13 protein-coding genes are annotated in these 19,112 nt (G+C 69.3%); 5 read left to right on the top strand and 8 right to left on the bottom strand.

The annotated features are described in order from the left end of the window. Positions 1 to 13: 13 nt before the first annotated feature. Positions 14 to 1,507: a flotillin family protein gene (locus BSP109_RS09815; RefSeq protein ID WP_257944642.1), complete on the bottom strand. Its 1,494-nt coding sequence runs from the start codon at positions 1,505 to 1,507 to the stop codon at positions 14 to 16. 90 nt (positions 1,508 to 1,597) lie between these two features. Here BSP109_RS09815 and BSP109_RS09810 point away from each other — a divergent pair, with 90 nt between their 5' ends. Further along, positions 1,598 to 4,564 (top strand): hypothetical protein, encoded by a 2,967-nt coding sequence (locus BSP109_RS09810; protein ID WP_146001119.1) that lies wholly within the window; start codon positions 1,598 to 1,600, stop codon positions 4,562 to 4,564. A gap of 49 nt (positions 4,565 to 4,613) precedes the next feature. Here BSP109_RS09810 and betT read toward each other — a convergent pair whose 3' ends face one another. Continuing rightward, positions 4,614 to 6,905, bottom strand: coding sequence for a choline BCCT transporter BetT (betT, locus tag BSP109_RS09805; protein WP_101600333.1), 2,292 nt, complete (start codon positions 6,903 to 6,905; stop codon positions 4,614 to 4,616). A 135-nt stretch (positions 6,906 to 7,040) separates the two neighbouring features. After that, positions 7,041 to 8,054, bottom strand: a complete 1,014-nt coding sequence (locus tag BSP109_RS09800; RefSeq protein ID WP_101600332.1) for a helix-turn-helix domain-containing protein — start codon at positions 8,052 to 8,054, stop codon at positions 7,041 to 7,043. 141 nt (positions 8,055 to 8,195) lie between these two features. Between BSP109_RS09800 and BSP109_RS09795 the strand changes: the two genes are divergently transcribed. Next, entirely contained in the window at positions 8,196 to 10,115 is a 1,920-nt protein-coding gene (locus BSP109_RS09795) for an NAD(P)/FAD-dependent oxidoreductase (protein WP_101600330.1), read from the top strand. 49 nt (positions 10,116 to 10,164) lie between these two features. Here BSP109_RS09795 and BSP109_RS09790 read toward each other — a convergent pair whose 3' ends face one another. The 5 genes from BSP109_RS09790 to BSP109_RS09770 are packed head-to-tail and all read right to left on the bottom strand — an operon-like array spanning position 10,165 to position 15,905. Next, on the bottom strand, positions 10,165 to 10,575 hold the full coding sequence (locus tag BSP109_RS09790; protein WP_101600328.1) for a CrcB family protein: 411 nt from the start codon (positions 10,573 to 10,575) through the stop codon (positions 10,165 to 10,167). Next, entirely contained in the window at positions 10,572 to 11,033 is a 462-nt protein-coding gene (locus tag BSP109_RS09785) for a CrcB family protein (RefSeq protein ID WP_101600326.1), read from the bottom strand. The genes BSP109_RS09790 and BSP109_RS09785 overlap by 4 nt, the downstream gene beginning before the upstream one ends. A gap of 15 nt (positions 11,034 to 11,048) precedes the next feature. Next, entirely contained in the window at positions 11,049 to 12,836 is a 1,788-nt protein-coding gene (locus BSP109_RS09780; protein ID WP_101600324.1) for an ABC-ATPase domain-containing protein, read from the bottom strand. Positions 12,837 to 12,846: 10 nt separating this feature from the next. After that, on the bottom strand, positions 12,847 to 14,877 hold the full coding sequence (locus BSP109_RS09775) for a sensor histidine kinase (protein WP_146001118.1): 2,031 nt from the start codon (positions 14,875 to 14,877) through the stop codon (positions 12,847 to 12,849). A 5-nt stretch (positions 14,878 to 14,882) separates the two neighbouring features. Continuing rightward, positions 14,883 to 15,905 (bottom strand): hypothetical protein, encoded by a 1,023-nt coding sequence (locus BSP109_RS09770; RefSeq protein ID WP_101600321.1) that lies wholly within the window; start codon positions 15,903 to 15,905, stop codon positions 14,883 to 14,885. A gap of 121 nt (positions 15,906 to 16,026) precedes the next feature. Here BSP109_RS09770 and BSP109_RS09765 point away from each other — a divergent pair, with 121 nt between their 5' ends. From BSP109_RS09765 to BSP109_RS09755, 3 genes are all read left to right on the top strand, one after another. After that, entirely contained in the window at positions 16,027 to 16,743 is a 717-nt protein-coding gene (locus tag BSP109_RS09765; RefSeq protein ID WP_257944641.1) for a response regulator transcription factor, read from the top strand. A 314-nt stretch (positions 16,744 to 17,057) separates the two neighbouring features. Then, a complete protein-coding gene (locus BSP109_RS09760) occupies positions 17,058 to 18,581 on the top strand; it encodes an acyltransferase (protein ID WP_180959686.1) in 1,524 nt (507 codons plus the stop codon). A 100-nt stretch (positions 18,582 to 18,681) separates the two neighbouring features. Continuing rightward, a complete protein-coding gene (locus tag BSP109_RS09755; protein ID WP_101600318.1) occupies positions 18,682 to 19,002 on the top strand; it encodes a hypothetical protein in 321 nt (106 codons plus the stop codon). Positions 19,003 to 19,112: the final 110 nt, after the last annotated feature.

Below are 19,112 nucleotides of genomic sequence, written 5' to 3'. Positions count from 1 at the left end.
CTGACTGTTCCGCTCAGTCCTCTGCAGCCTCGGCGGACGGCGTCGCGGTGGGAGATGCCGCGGGCGGTGGAGTGGGCGCGGCCGCGGGCGTCGCCCGATCCGGAACAGTCCCGCCGCTGCGGGCCTCCATAGCGCCCTGGAGGAACTCGCCCAGGTCCAGACCCGTGGTGGACTTGAGCATCTCGATCGTCTCCCGCATGCCCACGGAGACGTTCTTGCTGAGCTTCGCCTCGCCGTCGGACGAGACGACGGAGAGGGATTCGATGTTGCTGTACGGCGCGGCCAGCTCGTGCGCGATCTTCGGCAGCGCCTCCAGGATCTGTGAGAGCACTGCGGCTTCGTTGAACTGCTTGTATGCCTCTGCCGATGCGAGGACGGCCTCTGCCTCCGCGCGGCCCTTCTCAGAGATCGAGCTGGCTTCCGCCGCACCCTGCAGCTTGACCGCCTCTGCCTCCGCGCGTCCGCGCTCGGAGATCGACAGCGCCTGCGCGCGCGCATCGATCTCGAAGGCCCGCGCCTTGTTCTCCGATTCCGCCAGCGCAGCCTGTGCGGCCTGCTCACGCTTGTAGCGCTCTGCGTCCGCGCGGCGCTCGGTCTCGTACCTCTGCGCGTCTGCAGGCTTGCGGACCTCGCCGATGAGCTCGCGCTCGCGCAGGTCGTTCTTCTGCTCCGCGATCTTCTGCTGCTCGTCCAGGATGCGCTGCTCCTGCTCACGACCCGCGAGCTCCTCCGCGGCTGCTGCCGCGGCGCGCTGGACCGCCGTCTCCCGCTGGATCTCAGCATTGCGCAGGTCGACGGCCTTCTGGGATTCCGCGATATCCTGCCGGTCGCGGTTCTCCGACTCCGTCGATTCGCGCAGCGATTCGGACTCCGCGATGCGCGCCTTCTTGGCGACGAGTGCCGCTTCCGGACGACCGAGGTCGCGCAGGTAGTCGCTGTCGTCCTCGACGGAGATGATCTGGAAGGTGTCGATGACGAGGCCCTGGTTGTTCATCGAACCCGCGGCGTCATCCTGCACCTGCGAGGCGAAGCTCGCACGGTCTCGGAGCACCTGCTCGACGGAGAGCGTACCGACGACGGCGCGCAGCGTACCGGAGAGGATTTCCTGGCAGTACGACTCGATGCTGTCCTGCTGGTCGAGGAAGCGCTGAGCGGCCTTGCGGATATCGCTCATCTCCTCGCCGACCTTGATCTGGGCGACGCCCTTGAGGCGGAGGAAGATGCCGTTGAGCGAATAGCCCTCGACCTCGACCTGGATCTGGCGTGAGCTCAGCGACAGGACGTGCGCGCGGTCGAAGAGCGGGCGGACGATCGCGCGTCCGCCCACGACGATCCGCGCACCGTCCTTGAGATCGATGTCGCCCTTCTTCGCGGGGGCGCGCCCCGTGATGACGAGGGCCTCATTGGGGGCCGCGACGCGATACGCGCGGATGAACATGATGAACGCGATGAGGCCCACGACCGCGAGGACCACGACGACTGCGCCGATGATGATGACGGACTGCACGAGAGTGCCCCTTCGGTGGTGCGGCTGGTGTCTTCAGCCTATACGCAGGATTCGCGCGGGGACTCGTCAGAAGCGGTGCAGAATTGGCTCATGACGTCACCGCATCCCACCGCGAGCACCGCTCAGCCTCCTGACCGCAGCTCCTTCGCCGGCCGCCTCATGCTGCAGGTCGCCGCGGGCATGGAGGAGATGGACCGTCTCCAGTGGAAGGTCGTCGACTGGGTGGAGAGCGGCGGCAGGGCGGAACGTGCAGACGGTGACCTCGGTGACCTCGGTGACCTCGGTGACCTCGGTGACCTCGGTGAGGCGGGTGAGGCGGGTGAGGTCGGTGACGCGGACGACGCGCTGCTGCTGCTCGAGGACCTGGTGCGTGCTCATGACGCAGCAGTGGGCGAGCGGAGTGAGGACACCGTCGCCCTCCTCCAGGCGTTCGGGGAGCTCCAGGGGGAGCACGGGATCCTGGCGGTCTCCTCGGACATGGACCGGAGGGGCGCACATGCCGCAGGCGAAGCACTCAGCTGTGTCGTTCCGGATGTGCGAGGGTGGCTCACCCTCGAGCAGACGGCTGTCGAGGAAGCGGTGCTCACCGGCCGCCTCGTCCTGGGCACGGCGGGACCGGTCGTGGACACGGCGCTCGCTGTGCTGTGTGCCCACGGTCTGGCGGCTGCGGTGCTGTCCACACCCGATGGCGACGACGCGGTCGTCCTCGACGGGTTCGTCTACGCGTCCCCGCGCGATGACGCCGGGGCGCTCGCAGCAGTCCACATGCGCGGACCCCGCTTCGAGGTGGTCCAGACGTCCGGCGTCTCCTCCGCGACGTTCCTCAGTCTGCTGACCGGTCGGCCGGGCACGTCGGCGTCCGCAGCTGTGGCTCCCGTCCGCGTCTGGAACGGCTTCGGATGGCTCCTCGAAGCGGACGGGGACACGCTGCGGTTCCGCCACCTGCGATCTCCGTGGTCGTATACGGCGCCGCTGGGTGGCGACGGGGAGACGGGCGAGCTGGTCGATGCACTCATCGCCGGAGACATACGGAAGCTGAGAGCCCACCCGTGGGAGCGCAGCCATTCTCAGCAGCCCTCTCGCGCGCCGGGGAGCGCCCGCCACCCATCCTCCGGCACTGTGTACCCGCCTGATCGCCGCACCCTGCCGGGGTCGATGATGCTCATGGTCGCATCCGGCATATCCCGGTCGTACGACGATCTCCAAGCGGAGGCGCTGTTGCTCGCGGACGGTCATGGCGTGCTCACCCCTGAAGAGGCGCTGCTGCTCCTGGACGATGTGCTCACGCTCCACGACGAGGCGGTTGGCACGTTCTCGACCGACTTCTTCCGAGCGATGACGGCGTTCCAGAGCGTGCACGACCACGGCCTCGCGATGGGACTGCCAGCGGGGCGATCCACCACGGCGCGTGAGAGCGCCGACCAGGTCGTCGACCTCGTGCCGGGAGCGGTCGGTCGGGCATGGGCGGAACGGCGATCCTTCGAGCAGGCGGTCCTCACCGGCTCCCTCCCGGTAGCCGTCGGCGGTGCCGACCCGATCAAGGATTCCACGGATGCGGCAGCGTTGGCGGCTGATGTCTTCAGGGATGGGGGCCTGGATGTGCGGTGGGATGGGTCGGCGCACTCTCGTGTCGTGCTCGAGCCGCTGGACTGGGCGCTCACCCATGATGCGGGAGAGGAGCTCACGCTGCGTCGGGTGTGGGGCCCCGGAACGGGGATGCTCGCCGACGAGCAGGTGACCCCCGAATCCGTGCTCGCCGCGGTCCACTCGATCGATGGCCGCCGAGGCCCTGCCCACCGTCGCGTCGAGGTGTGGACGGGACAGGGCTGGCAGCTGGAGGTCGAACGGAGCGTCGTGCGGCTCACGCACGTGCGCTCGCCGCGTGTGCACACGCGGCGGCGGCCCTCTCCGAACGTTCTGGGCGAGTGGATCGACGCGTTCCTCGCCGGACGGATCGCGGATCTGCTGGCGCACGACTGGGAGGTGAGCACACCTGGGATCGTGGCGAAGCGCAGGAAAGGTGGGCGCGGTCCGGCGACCCGGATGCATCCCGCCTTCTCGACTGCTCATCCGCCAGGGGACGGATCGCTGGAGGGCACCCTCATGCTCGATGTGGCGATCGGCGTGCACGACGTCTCCACTCTGAGCACGGAGGCGGCGGAGCGTGCGGGTTCCACGGACGAGGCGGATTCCACTGAGGAGCAGGGGACGTCGCTGGTGGACGATCTCATCCGACTCCACGACGAGGTGGTGGAGGGCGCTGATTCGTCCGTGGGCCCGATCATGGCCGCGTTCGCTGCGCTGGAGAAGCGGGGGATCCTCGTGGTCCTCGGCGCGGCAGACGTGCAGTACGGTCACGACCAGGGGATCGAGCGGGTGGGCGCGCTGATCGCAGAGGACCCGGGGGCCACGGTCCGCGGGTATGTCTTCAGCCACGACCAGGACCTCGCACGCGCGGTGCAGGACGGTGAGCTGCTCATCGGGTTCGGCGCGGTGCCGGCTACTCGCAGTGCAGATGCGGCGATCGCTGCGGAGGCGGTCGCCGCGCTGCGTGCCCAGGGGCTCGACGTGGAGTGGGACGGGCATGCAGGATCGAGGATCACGGTCGATCACGTGGTCTGGGCGGCGCCCGCAGACGGTGGTGCCGATGACGCGCAGACGTGGCTGCGGGGGTGCTCCGATGACGAGCACGACGGCGCCGACCAGTCTCGGGTCCGGACTGTCTGGCTGACTGATCGGTGGGGATCCGAGTCGGATGGCGCCGCGGCCTCGGACGCGACAGGGATCGTCCAGGCGTTCGCCGTGCTCTACGGCGCCCTGTTCGACGAGGCGTACGCGGATGATGCGGAGCACACAGTCGTCGCCGTGACCGACAGCGACGGGTGGGCGCTCGAGTTCGGTCAGGCCTCGGCGTCACTCGAGAACGTGGAGGCGAACGCGCCTGCCCCGTCGCTTCGCGGAGCGCTGACTGACAGGGCAGAAGCGCTCGCACTCGTGGAGACCTTCCTCTCCGGGGGTGCCGAAGCCGTCCGGGCTGGCCTGCGAGCCCAGAGCTGAGCCGCTCAGCCGCCAGCCTGCAGCCGCCAGCAAAAGCCGACGACCAGCCTCAGCGGTCCTCCGACGTCCGTTCTCCGTCGTCACGGGCGGTGCGGGTCGACGGACGGACGGCCTCGACCTCGTGCGCGGAATCCGGCACGGCCGGGATCGGCCCGGAGCTGGGTGGCGTGGGCGGTGTGAGGACGGACTGGTAGGAGTGCTCGTGCGAGTACTCGAGGAACGACAGGTGCGTCTCGTAGCGGTCGAGCACGTCGTCGATGATCTGCTGGGCGGTCAGTCCCATGAGGTCGTAGCCCTCGGACCCGGTGTGGGTGAAGACCTCGATCTGGAAGTACACGTCGTCGCCGCGTGCCGCGTTCCGCGCTCCGAATTCGGGGATGCGATAGGCGACGGCCGTGACCTGGTAGAGGAAGCTCCGGTGCTCGCCCATGTCGACGCGCAGCAGCGTGTCGGTGAGGCCGGTCTCCTCGTTGGTGGAGCGGGACAGATCGATCTGGCTGCCCTGTGTGCGGAACTCCGTGGCGACGGCGTCGAGTGCCGGACGCACGATCTCCTCGAGGAACCGTTCGGCCGACCGCTCGGAGGGATAGGAGCGCATGCCGGCCAGTCGCTGGCGCCAGGTCTTCTCCGGCGCCCTGCCGCCGTGGGCCGCGGATCCGCGATGGCGACGGGACCTGCCCTCCCGCTCTGCGCGCTCCATCCTGAGGACCTTCGAGAAGGACGCCATGACGAGATACGCGATGACCGTGACCGGCAGCGCGAAGATGAGCGTCGCGTATTCCATCGTCGTCACGCCGCCGGCGACCAGCATCGAGATCGTCAGCAGTGCGGTGAGCAGCGCCCAGAAGATGCGCAGCCACTTCGCCCCGTCCTGCGAGGGGTCCGGGATGGTCGAGGAGAAGTTCGACATGACCATCGCGCCGGAGTTCGCACTCGTGAGGTAGAAGAGCAGGCCGGACAGCGTGGCGAGGCCGATGAGGAACGCCGCGCCGGGGAACTGTTCGAGCAGGGCGTACCAGCCCTGCTCCGGGGAGTCGATCGCAAGCTGTGCGAAGTCTCGATCACCGGAGAACACGCGGGCCAGCGCGGAGTTGCCGAAGATCGACACGATGAAGAAGTCGCAGAGCACGGGGGCCGTGATCGCAGCGATGACGAACTCGCGCAGGGTGCGGCCGCGGGAGATGCGGGCGAGGAAGAGCCCGACGAAGGGGCCCCAGGCCAGCCAGAACGCCCAGAAGAACAGGGTCCAGCCGCCCATCCACTCAGCGCCGCCCTCCTGGTAGGCGAACGTCTGGAGGGTGCGCTCCGGAAGGCTGAAGATGAAGCGGCCGATGTTCTCGACCAGTGCGTTGAGGAGGAAGGCGGTCTGTCCGGTCACGAGGATGTAGACCATCATCGCGGCGCAGATCCAGAGGTTGAGCTCGGAGATGAGCCGGATGCCCTTGTCCACGCCGGAGGTGCACGCGGCGATGGTCATGACGACGGCGACCGCCACGAGCGCGATCTGCAGCGCGAGGCCCTGGGGGAGTCCGAACAGCCACGAGAAGCCCACGTTGAGCAGCACGACGCCGATGCCCATGGACGTCGCGACGCCGAACACGGTGCCGACCAGCGCGAAGATGTCGATGACGTCACCGGTCGCACCGCGGACGCGCTTGCCCAGCAGCGGATAGAGAGCGGCGCGGATCGACAGCGGCATGCCCCACCGGTACGCGAAGTAGCCCATCGCCATGCCGAGCAGCGAGTACATCGACCAGCCGGCGATGCCGTAGTGGAACATCGTCCAGACGACCGCGTCCTGTGTCGCGGCGGCGGATTCCGGCTCCGCGTTGACCGGCAGGAGGAACTGGGTAATGGGGCCGGTGACGGAGTAGAACAGCATGTCGATGCCGACACCCGCGGCGAAGAGCATCGCCACCCACGTGAAGAGGTTGTACTGGGGCCGTGAGTGATCGGGGCCCAGGCGGACTGTGCCCTCCTTGGACAGGGCGACCCACAGGACGAAGGCGATGACGATCGTGACGGTGACGACGTAGAACCAGCCCAGGTTCGCAGCGATCCAGTCGACGGCGGACTTCATCGTCGACTGGGCGGTGTCCGGCTGGAGGATCGCCCACACGGAGAAGGCGACGATGATCAGTGAGGCTGAGAGGAAGACCCTCCAGTTCACGCGCGCACCGGGGTGCTGCGTGAGCTCAGTGCGTCCGCGCTGCAGCTCCTCGCTGGAGACCGGAGGACGACCCTCGGCCTCGGTCGCGCTGCGGTGAGACTTCCGCTCCGTGCCGCCGAACTTCTCGCGTTCGACCACGGGACGCTTCGCCTGATCGTCGACTTCAGCCATACAGCAGGTCCACACCTTTCGCCGGTGACGAGGGATTCATGCACGGGGCGGAGGATTCTCTGACAGAGCTCCGAGCCCGCGGATCCGCATCGTGACGCTTGCTGCTCTCTGTGAATGCGCTGGTGCGACGCCTGCTCAGACGGTGTAGCGAAGATCCACGATGGCCGGCACATCGGAGTCCGTCAGCAGGTCGAGTGCGTCGGATGCTGTGAGGAAGTCGACACCGGCGCGCTCGTGGTCGGCGAGCGCGTACGGCTGCGTCGAGATCGTGAGGCCCGTCGTGCGACGGAGGCGACGGATCTCGCCCCGGACGGTCGCTGTGGCTGCGGGGTCGTCGTACAGGGCCTCGGCGAGCGCGCGTGCGGTCCACGCCTCGCGGGAGGCGAGCAGTGCCAGCAGCTCTGCGCGCCGCTGCGACAGCTGGGTGCGCGACCCGTCGGCGCCAACGACCTCCGGCCGGTGGCCCAGGAGGCGGATCGTCGTGGTCGGACGTCGCGGCGGCTGCGCCGCTGCCGGCAGGAGCGCTTCGGCCAGCCTGACTCCGCATCGGACGAGTGCTGCGCTCTCCGCGGTCGCGAATCGCACGGGGAGGGACACGTCGAGCACCCCGACGACCGTCCCGCCGGAGTCCCGGATCGGAGCGGCCGAGCACGTCCACGTGTGATGGGCGCGGACGAAGTGCTCCCCGGCCGTCACGTGCGTCATGCCGCCGGTCTCCAGCGCGCGGCTGATGCCGTTCGTGCCGATCCCCGCCTCCGACCAGTCCGCGCCCTCCGCGAACGCGATCCGGTCGGCGCCGCGCATGGCCTGCGGGCTGCCCGACCGCCACAGCACGATGCCGTCCGCATCGGAGAGGACGACGAGGTGCCGTCCCGCCGCCGAGGTGTCTGCCACCGCCTGCACGACCTCCCCTGCGATGCGGCTCAAGGGAGTCCGGTCGCGTGCCAGCCGCAGGTCGGAGTCCGTGAGGATCCGGTTGGGCATCTCCTGGTCCGGTCGGATCCCCGCGTCGCCGCTGCGCCGCCAGGCGGCGAACATCTGGGGATCAGCGGAGGAGGTTGGGATCGAGTCGCCGAAGACCGCGTCGTGGGCCGCGACGGTGCGGCGCGCGAACACGGTGGGGTCGGTGAACCTGAGAGACGGATGCAACGTCGTTGACACCCCCTTGCGGCGAGACTGTGGAGCACGCTCCGACTGTGACGCATGTCATGGTCGGAGAGTACCGACGGTACAGGACGCAGGAGACTGCGCACAGGAACCAGCAGCAGGACATGGCACGAAGGAGTGGACATGACCGATACACGGATCGACACCCAGACGGACACGCAGTCAGAAATTCAGGCCGGCACCCAGACGGATACTCAGACCGATACCCAGGCAGACACCCAGTCAGATACTCAGACGGACACCCAGACAGGCGCCGGCGGCAGCCCGTCGACGGCCGTCCAGGAATGGCTCGCGGCGTTCGACGCAGCGCTCACCGCTCATGATGCGGCTGCCGCTGCAGAGCTCTTCGAGGAGGACGGGTACTGGCGCGACTTCGTGTCCTTCACCTGGAATCTGCGCACCCTCGAGGGGCGCGCGCAGATCCGCGACATGGTGGCGGCGACCGTCGAGCACACCGGACCATCCGGGTGGGCGCTGTCGGAACCCGCGACCGAGGCTGACGGAGTGGTCGAAGCCTGGATCACCTTCGAGACGCGGGTCTCGCGCGGCTGGGGCCATCTGCGACTGCGTGACGGACGCGCCTGGACGCTGCTGACGACGATGCAGGAGCTCAAGGGGTTCGAGGAGAGGAAGGGCCCCCGGCGCGAAGCCGGAGTCGACCACGTCATCACGAAGGGACGCCGGACGTGGCGAGAGGCGCGTGAGGAGCATCAGGCTCGCTTCGGCATCCAGGAGCAGCCCTATGTCGTGATCGTGGGCGGCGGTCAGGGCGGAATCGGGCTGGCGGCGCGGCTCAAGCGCCAGGGCGTGCCGACGATCGTGGTGGAGAAGAATGACCGCCCCGGCGACTCGTGGCGCAAGCGGTACAAGTCGCTCCACCTCCACGACCCCGTCTGGTACGACCACATGCCGTACCTGCCGTTCCCCGACGACTGGCCGGTGTTCGCCGCGAAGGACCAGATCGGCGAGTGGCTCGAGCACTACACCGGGATCATGGGACTCGACTACTGGTCCGGCACGGAATGCCTGGGCGCGGAGTTCGACGACGCGGACGGCACGTGGCGCGTGCGCGTCAACCGACGGGGAGAGGACATCGAGCTGCGGCCCACCCACGTCGTCTTCGCACTGGGCGTCTCCGGCTACCCGCACACTCCGGAGTTCGAGGGCGCGGACGCATTCGCAGGCGAGCAGTGGCACTCGTCGGAGTTCTCCGGCGAGGGGGACTTCGCCGGCAAGCGCGCTGTCGTGATCGGCTCCAACAACTCCGCCCACGACATCGCGGCCGCGCTGTGGGAGAAGGACGCGCAGGTGACGATGGTGCAGCGGTCGTCGACGCACATCTCGCGCAGCGCATCGCTCATGGATCTGGGGCTGGGGGACCTCTACTCCGAACGGGCACTCGAGAACGGTGTGACGACGGAGAAGGCGGACATGCTCTTCGCCTCGTGGCCCTACCGGGTCCTGCCGGATGTCCAAGTCCCCATCTATGATGCGATGGCGGAGCGGGACAAGGACTTCTACGCCGCGCTCGAGGCAGCAGGGTTCGAGCTGGACTTCGGAGAGGACGGTTCGGGTCTCTTCCTCAAGTACTTGCGCAGGGGGTCGGGCTACTACATCGATGTGGGTGCCTCGCAGCTGCTGATCGATGGGCGGGTCGCGCTCGCCCGCGGTCAGGTGGCGCGGATCGAGTCCGACGCCGTCGTGCTCGAGGACGGCACTCGTCTGCCCGCGGATCTCATCGTCTATGCGACCGGCTACGGCTCGATGAACGCGTGGCTGGCGGACCTCGTGTCACCTGAGGTCGCCGATCGCGTGGGCAAGGTCTGGGGCTTCGGCTCCGACACCACCCGGGATCCGGGACCGTGGGAGGGCGAGCTGCGGAACATGTGGAAGCCCACGAACGTCGAGCAGCTGTGGATCCACGGTGGGAACCTCCACCAGTCGCGCCACTACTCGCGGTACCTCGCACTGCAGCTCAAGGCACGGTTGGAGGGCATCGAGACTCCGGTGTACGGGCTGCAGGAATCGCACCACGCACGGTGAGGGCGAGGGCTTGTGTGAGGCGGGCCTGACGAACGGCGGGCGCCGCGCCTCAGACGACGAGTGCGCCCGCCCACATCCCCAGCCCAGCGGCCGCAGTGCCTGCGAGGAGGACTCCGAACGCGGTCGCTGCGGCCGCCGCCCACCGCCCGGCCTGCGCCAGGCGCACCGCTTCGACGCACGCGGTCGAGAACGTCGTGAAGCCGCCCAGGAAACCGGACCCGACGACGACGTCCCAGCCGGAGGGGAGCGTTGAGGAGAGCGTGAGGCCCACGACCACTCCGAGCACCAGCGAGCCCGACAGGTTGATCGTGATCGTGGGCCATGGGAGCGTGCGGGTCTGCTCGGCCGGTGATCCGCTGTGAGGCGTCAGACCGGAGCGGATCATGCCGTCGAGGACGAGCCGGCACACAGCGCCCAGACCGCCGGCCAGCGACGTGAGGAGCAGGAGGGAGGCTGTCACGGAGTGGTGCCTCCGGCCTCGGGGGCGGGGTCTGTGCCGGCAGCAGGCAGCCGGCTCTTCGTCCCGCACGCCACGCCTCCGGCGGCCGCGAGGAGTCCGAGGACGACGCTGCCGAGGCCGTAGAGGGCTGCGGGGCCCGGTCGCCCGTCCGTGAGGAGGACCGCGGTGTCCAGCGACAGCGCGCTGTAGGTGGTGAAACCGCCCAGGAAGCCGGTGCCCAGCAGCAGGCGGAGACGGCCAGGCGTGCCGGTGTCGGGGCCCCGGCGGATGAGTGCCTCGAGGAGCAGGCCCAGGAGGAAGGCGCCCACGACATTGATCCCGACGGTCACGGCGGGGACTCCGGCGACGAGCGGCGTCACATCCGTGAGGAGCACGCGCGCACTCGTTCCCGCGGAACCGCCCAGGAAGACCAGGGCGAGTGCTCCGGGGCGCAGGTGGAGAGGCGCGCTGCGGGTCACCGGAAGGGGCGCGAGTCAGCCACGGATGCGCAGTCCGCGATAGCGGTTGACCGCGGCGGCGATCTCCTGGGGGCGCGGCCTGGCGAGGTGGCCGGGATGACCGGTGTGCGGCGAGAGGGCGTCGAGCCCGCCCTCGGCGATCATGCGGTCGATCGCTGCGACCGCATCCGTGAGCGTCGCGTGCGCATCGAGCGAGTCGGCCAGGCGCTCGAGCGCGTGCGCGATCGCCTGCGTCTGCGCGGTGTCGACCAGCTGGAGGACTGCTGTCAGGTCGATGTCGTCGCGACCGTACTGGATCGCGGCGCGGCCTCGGGCGCGGGCGAACTTCCTCTTGTCGGCGGGACGGAGGCTGCCGGCCTCCGGCACGCGGGGCGCGGCGGCGAAGTGCGGCTGCGGGTGAGGCTGGGCAGAAGGGTGTGGCTGGGCCTGCAGGTGTGGCTGGGCCTGTGAGTGAGGCCGGCCGTCGCTGCCCGCGGGCGCCTCCTCGCGGGCGATCGCACGGGCCTGTTCGGTCACGTCATCGGGGACGTAGGCGTCGAGCGCGATCACGTGGTCCGCGACGTCGAAGAACGCGCCCGAACCTCCGGCGACCAGCACCGTCGACACCCCGCGCTCGTCGTGGAGCGCGCGGACGCGATCGACGAACGGGGTGATCGGCTCACGGTGGGCGGGGATGAGCCGTCGCATGCGCTCATCGCGGATCATGAAGTTCGTCGCGGACGTGTCCTCGTCGATGAGCAGTGCCGATGCTCCCGCCTCCACCGCTTCGATGAGGTTCGCCGCCTGGGACGTGGAGCCGCTCGCGTTCGTGGTGGTGAACGTGCGGGTGTCCGCTCCTGACGGCAGGTCGTTGATGAAGGGGGAGATGTCGACCGAGGCGGTGGAGCGGCCGTCCTCCGCGCGGATCGACACGGCGTCCGGCCTGGTCAACACCCACTCCCGGCCGTCCCCGGCCACGTGCGGGTACACGCCCCGTTCGATGGCGCGCAGGAGTGTGGACTTCCCGTGGTAGCCGCCGCCGATGATGACGGTGATCCCCTCCGGCACGCCCATGCCCTCCACGCTGCGGCCGCTGGGCAGATCGAACGAGGTCCGGAGGACGTCCGGGGACCGGAAGGGGACTCCTCCGTCGGTGAGCGGCAGATCGGAGTCCCCGGAGCGGCGGGGGAGCAGTGCACCGTCGGCGACGAAGGACACGAGCCCGCGCGCCGTCAGCTGCTCCCGGAGGTCCAGCTGGTCGCGGTAGAGGGTGACGTGCGCCCGGAGCGCGTCGAGGTCCAGCGGCGCGATGAGTGCGTCGGCGACGATCTGCGGCAGCTCCTCGCACAGCAGGCTCGCCGCCCTGCGGCCCTTGATCCTGCGCCCGGCGGCGGGGAGGGCGACAGTGATCCGCGCCTCGACCTCGGCGTCGGTGAAGACGACGGAGGTGCGCTCGAGCACCTGCTGACCGGGAGAGCCGATCACGATCGGCGGAGGCGTGTCCCGGTCCGCACGGCGGGAGCTCGTCGAGCCGCTGCCCAGCAGCGAGGAGACGGCCCGGGAGAAGGAGCGCGTGAGGAAGTCGCCTGCGGCGATGCGGCCGGCACGGTCGGCGAGCAGGTCGGCGGGGATGCCCGTCTGCGCTCTGTCGACGCGCACGCGCATGAGGGACGGCGGTGCGAAGGGATCGACCTGCACCCGGTCGACCTCGAGTGCTGTGTCTCCGGAGTTCCCGGGGAGCGGCAGGGTGTGCGTGCCCCTGATTCTCTTGTAGTCGCCGTATCCGCGACCGTCCAGGGACGTGAGGAGCTGTGCGAGATCCATGTGGGCGACGCTACAGCGTGGGCAGGCGCGCGTGCACGGCGAAGCCCCCGTCCGGGCGCGGTCCCGCCTCGACCGTTCCTCCCAGGGCGGTCGCGCGTTCGCGGATGCCGGCGAGGCCGAGGCCGCCGCCGGGGGGCGAGGTGGGGTCGGGGCTTGCGCTGGGTGTGGGGTCGGGGCTGGTGCTGGGTGTGAGGTCGGGGCTGTCGCTGGCCGAGGCCGCTGTCGTCGCGGGGCCGTTATCCACCTCGAGGATGAGGTGGGAGTCGCTGAGCCCGAGGACCACGGCGATGTCTGCGCCCGGTGCGTGGCGCACAGCGTTGCTCAGCGCCTCCTGCAGGATCCTGTAGGAGGTCAGTCCCGTGGACGTCGAGATGCGGGAGGCCGCGGCCCCGAGGACGTCCTCCGGCGAGGAGTCGACGGTGATCGTCGTGCCCGACTGCCGGGTGGCGTCGAGGAGATCGGGAATATCCAGGAGTGTCGGCTGGGGGACCAGTGGAGCGTCGCCGGACCCGCGCAGGATCGTGAGCAGCCCCCGCATCTCGTTGAGTGCCCGTCGGGACGAGTCCGCGATCGAGGCGAACTCCTGTGCGGAGTCGTCGTCGATGTGGGGCATGCGGTACTCCGCTGTGGTGGCCTGCACGCTGATGACGGACATGCTGTGGGCGACGACGTCGTGCAGCTCCTGGGCGATCCTGTTCCGCTCCGCCAGCTCCCGTCTCTGTGCGCTCTGCTGTGCGCTCGCCTCCTCCGCGCGACGGAGGCTTTCCCGGCTGCGAGTCAGCTGGCGGATGCTGATGCCGAGTGCCACGAGCCCCGCGCAGATCGGAGCCGCGATGAGGACGCTGTCGATCGCGCCGGGGAACCCGTCGGATCGCAGGAGGAGCACTGCCAGGACGGATGCCACGGCTCCTGAGATCCACCCGGCGACTGCATATGGCCACGGGTGTCGCAGAGCGAGGACGAGGACGAGCAGGCCGATGGTGATGAGAGTCGTGACCGGCCAGGGCCAGGGCAGGCCCAGCACGGTCCCGGTGGCCCAGGCCATGGCGAAGACCGCTGCCGCGCCACCGGCGATTCCCGCGATGGGCCAGCGGACTGCGAGGACGAGGGCGGCGCTCTGGAGGAGCGTGATGACCATCGCGAGGACCACGGGGACCCCATAGACGACGACCGTCACCGGCCACGACACTGCGAGCATCACGATCGCGGCGAACCCTGCGGAGAGCCAGGCCCATGCCTCTGGACTGGGGTTGGACGAGGCAGGGCTGTGCTGGGACGAGACAAGGCCGGAGTGAGTCGCAGCATGTCCGGGGCGAGTCACGGCAGTGCCGAGTGCAGGGCTGGGGCCTCCGTCGTTCGAGCCGAGTGCACCCACTGTGATGGCAGCGTCGAGTCGAGCCAGAGCGTGGATGACAGCGGGGAGCGAGAGGAGGAAGAGGACACCGAGCACGAAGTGCGCCAGCGCCTCCAGAGCGAAGCTGTCCGTGACCGACGATGGGAGTGCACCGTTGAAGAGCGCGTCGAGGACGATCGTGAGTGCGCCCGACCCGTCATCGGGGAGGAAAGCGCCCCAGAGGACGTGCGTCACCCCGGACACGGCAGCCGCCGACCACGACACTGCAACGACGAAGGTGAGGAGTCTCAGCGGGAGGGCGATGACCGTCTCGAACACGAGGTCGAGCCACGGACGCGGGTCAGCGACCGACGTCACCCATCCGGCGAGGCCCGATGAGGCGGGCCGATAGTGGGCGAGAACGGGGGCCGTGCCCCAGTGCCGGACCCTTCTGCGAGACAGCTGAGCGAAGCCGCGCGCGATGGTGAGGGTGAGCGGGAGGAGGAGCGCGCCCACCCACACGACGAACGTGGCGATGGACAGGGCGAAGAGCGGCACCAGGACGATGAAGCCGGCCAGCGAGAGGAAGAAGCCCGGCAGGACATAGGCGTAGTCACGTCCGAGCTGCCGCAGGGAGAAGCCGAAGGAGCCCGGGCGGCGCGTGCGAGCGTCCGGGTCGGACTGCGGGGCGGGGGTCTCGTGGGTCATCGTGATCACTCTCTCGTATCTGTGGGCTGGGCACCATGGAGTGCGGGGGCGGGCTGACGCGCCGGTGGTGTCTGACGTGGTGGCGATGTCTGACGTGCAGGGGTGGGTGACTGATGCTCCACGGGTGATCCCGTCCGCACGACGTCCGGGTGCACACGGACGAGCAGGAGCACTCCCGCGACGGCGCTCGCCCCGGTGAGGAGGAGGACGAGCACGACGAGGAGCGGCATCGTCGAGTACTCGCCCAGCACCGCGGCACCGACGACGACGGCGGTCAGCGGATCGATGACCGTGAGACCGGCCAGCACCGTCTCCGGCGGCCCGCTCGCGTACGCGGTCTGGACGATCCACATCCCGACGATCGACCCGGCGATGAGCCCGATCAGCAGGACGACGTGCGCGGGTGCGACCCACGAACCTGCCCCGGACCCCGCGAGCGCGTGGAGGAGCGCGTGGGCACCGGTCGCGACGAGGCCGAAGAGGACACCGGCCGTCACGATGCGGGCCGCATGCCCGACCGCGCTCAGCGCGACGGCTGTGCCCAGTCCGGCGATGCCCAGGAGCAGGAAGGTGAGGGTGAGGAGGTCGGGGGCAGCGGCCTCGGGCGCGGTGGACCACTGAGCCGAGACCCCGACGAACAGGCCGGTCGAGAGCAGGGTGAGGCCGATGCCCCCGAGGACACTCCGGGCCGGAGGCCGGGGCGACCGCGAGGTCCGGCTCCCGAGGACCACCGCGGCGACCAGCGACAGGGTTCCGATCGGCTGCACGAGGGCTACCGGCGCCAGTCCCAGGGCGACCATATTGAGCCCGGTCTCCAGAGCCAGCAGCCCGAGTCCCACGAGCCAGAGGGGACTGCGGAGGAGACCGACCAGGCGCCTCGGCGGGGGTGGGGTCGTTCCGGCCGTAGGTGTGTGAGTGACGGCGGCATGAGTGTCGGCGGCACCCGACACGGCCCGGTGCTGGAGGTGGGTGCCGAGGGCCAGGCAGAGGGCAGCGATGACGGCGATGCCGATGGCGAAGGTGAACATGACAGTGAGCGTGGCGGTGCGGTGGAGGACTTCGCGTCACTCCGGAGGGTGAATCACGGGGCTACCTGAGGGGTATGCGACGACCGGCAGCGTGAGGGCCCGGCTGGACTACGCTCGAGGTGTGGCCCCGTCATTAAGAGAACAGAACCCGCCGACTGACGGTGGGGAGGACGACCGGCCGATCCGTGTCGCCATCGTGGATGATCAGGCGATGGTGCGGCAGGGATTCGGCGCACTGCTCGATGCGCAGACGGATATGACCGTGGTCGGCAGCGTCGGTGACGGCAGTGATGCCGTCGACCTGGTCCGGCGGACCCATCCGGATGTGATCCTCATGGATATCCGGATGCCGCGGATGAACGGGCTCGACGCGACGAGGGCCGTGAAGGCGATGCCCGGGCTGGGGCACCCGCGGATCATCATCCTCACGACCTTCGACGCGGACGAGTACGTCTTCTCCGCGCTGCGCGCCGGTGCCAGCGGCTTCCTCCTGAAGGATGCGACGGCTGAGGACCTCGTCTCCGCCGTGCGGATCGTGGCGGCGGGAGAGGCTCTGCTCGCGCCATCCGTGACGAGCAGGCTCATCGCGGACTACGCGTCCAGGCCCCGTGCTCCTCGTCGAACGGAGGTGCTGTCGCCGCTGACGGAGCGGGAGATCGAGGTCATGAAGCTGGTCGCGACCGGGCAATCCAATGCGGAGATCGCAGGTGTTCTGTTCCTCGCAGAGCAGACGGTGAAGACCCATGTGTCGCGGATCCTCGGCAAGCTGGGGCTGCGCGACAGGACCCAGATCGTCGTCGTGGCGTACGAATCGGGTCTGGTGAGTCCGGCTGGGTGATGCGGGCTGGGTGAGCTCGGGAGCCTGACGGGTGAGGATGGGTCTGGAGGGTGAGGATGGGTCTGACGTAGGGGTGGGGAACCGCTCCACAGGGTGACGCGGCAGGTGCAGGCGGCGACCTACGGTCCTCGTGTTCGACACGAGGAGACACCATGACAGCCCTGATTCCTGCGCCGCAGGCTACCCCTCTGGCATCGAGAGGACCGACGCCGCCCGATCTGCATGTGTCCCTTGACGGGAGCACGAGCCGAGGCGCCCAACACGGCCCCGACCGAGGCCCCGGACCGGCCCCGAGCATCGTCCGGTCGCAGACCGTGGACGTCGTGCGGGCGGCGTGCGTGCTCATCGTGGTGATGCTGCACGCCCTCATGGTCGGAGTGGAGAGGTCGCCCGACGGGGGCCTCAGCACGCGGGTCGCGCTGGCGGGCACGGAGTGGTTCGCTCCTGTCAGCTGGTTGATCCAGATCATGCCGCTGTTCTTCATCGTGGGCGGCTTCGCCTCCGCCCAGCACTGGCGAGGTGTGAAGAGCCGGGGCGGTACGGCGGCAGAGTTCGTCCGGAGTCGTGTGCGGCGCCTTGATCTCCCCGCGGCGACGATGATCCTGGTGGTGGGGTCGGCTCTGGCACTGGCGGGGGGACTCGGGGCGGATCCAGCGCTTCTGGAAGAGGCGAGGCTGCGTGTGGCCCAGCCGCTCTGGTTCCTCGCGGTCTACATCGGTGTGACGGCGATGGTGCCGATCATGATGCGGATGCATGAGGTGCGACCCACCGTGATGCTGATCGGCCTGGGGAGTGGGATCGCGGTCGTGGACGCCGTGCGGCTCGCCGCGGAGCTTCCTGCCGTCGGGTATGCCAACCTCGCCTTCGTCTGGCTGTTCATGCAGCAGCTGGGGTTCCTGCTGAGCGATGGGCGGGTGGAGGTGTGGGCGAGCCGCCGCCTTCGGGTGGGACTGGGTGCGGGTACGGGTGCGCGGCGTTCTGGTGGGATCCCACGGGGGATGCTGCTGAGCGTCGTCGTGCTGGGGCTGCTCGTAGTCGTGGTGACGAGAGGACCGTACTCGGCGGACATGCTGGTGAATCTCAACCCGCCCACTGCCGCGCTGGGTCTGCTGGGCCTGGCGCAGTTCTTCGCGCTGAGTGCGGTCAAGCCGCGGATGGACCGGTGGTGGCACGCGACGGACGGCAGCGAGCACAGCGGTGCCGTCTCCGATCGTGGTGCGATGCGCGTTCGAGCCATCGCCCGTGCAGGATCAGCCGTGAGCGCCGGGTCGATGACCCTCTACCTGTGGCACATGCCCGTCGTCCTGGCGGTCGCTGCTGCGATCTGGGCGGTGGGTCTGCCTCTGCCGGCGCCGCACTCCGAGGCGTGGTGGCTGACCCGCATCCCCTGGCTCGTCGCGCTCGCCCTCGTATGGGGCGGTGCCTACGCGATGCGTCAGGCGATGACCCGGGCGTGGCAGAACGTGGTCCGGCGGGCGCTTACGTCGGTCGCCGCCCGGTGGACGCTTCCTTCATGGGGCTGGTCATCTCGCGGGAAGCATTCGCCTCGGGGTGTGAGCGCGGACCAGGGTGCGAGTGCGGACCAGGGTGTGAGAACGAACCGAGGTGCGAGTGCCAACCAGGGTACGAGTGCGAACCAGGCGGTCCTGTACGTGCTGGCGGCCGTCGCCGGCGTCGTGATCGTCCTCTTCTGCCTCGGTGACATCATTCCCTCCACGCTGGTCGCCAGCGCACTCCTCACTCTGAGCGTCTGGCCTGTGCCGCGCCGTGGGCGGGCGGGTGGAATCATCCGCGAGGACCGCAGCGCTCCTGGTGACACGGGTGACGAAGCTCGGTGAGGAGTTGTGTCCGTACCTCCTCGTAGGGTGTGGAGCATCACATAGACGTGGATGCGATGAGGGTGACGGGCAGCCGGTGGGCGTCCGGGGAAGGGCAGCGATGGAACGGGTACTGCGGGGGAGAGCAGGGGAACTGTTCTACGCGAGCGCCGTCGATGTGCGCGTCGCGCTCGCCACCGCTGATGTGCCGTCCAACGCGCAGCTCTTCGCAGAGATCGCTGCTGACGAAGCAGAGCGCTCGGCACAGTCGTCGCAGTGGTCGGACGTCGATATCGACGCAGACCTTCCGCTTCCAGCTGATTGCCTGGGGGAATGGGCTCAGACCTCGACTGCGTCCGGTCGTCTGCGCGCGGTGCAGATGCACCGGCTCGCCCGCTTCGCTCTCGTCCGGATCCTGCGCCGCGGGTCAAGTCCCGTGTAGTGGTGTAACGGTTGGATCCTTCGCTGAGGGGTCTCAGGCGCTGAGTTCGAGGGCGTGGTCGGGGTCGGTGCTCACCTCGCCTCCGGTGGTCTCGACGGACGTGAGTCGGC

Source organism: Brevibacterium sp. Mu109, assembly GCF_900169375.1.
Classification (GTDB): domain Bacteria; phylum Actinomycetota; class Actinomycetes; order Actinomycetales; family Brevibacteriaceae; genus Brevibacterium; species Brevibacterium yomogidense_A.
Note: the sequence above shows the minus strand (reverse complement) of the source record. Positions and strands in the feature narration are given on the sequence as shown.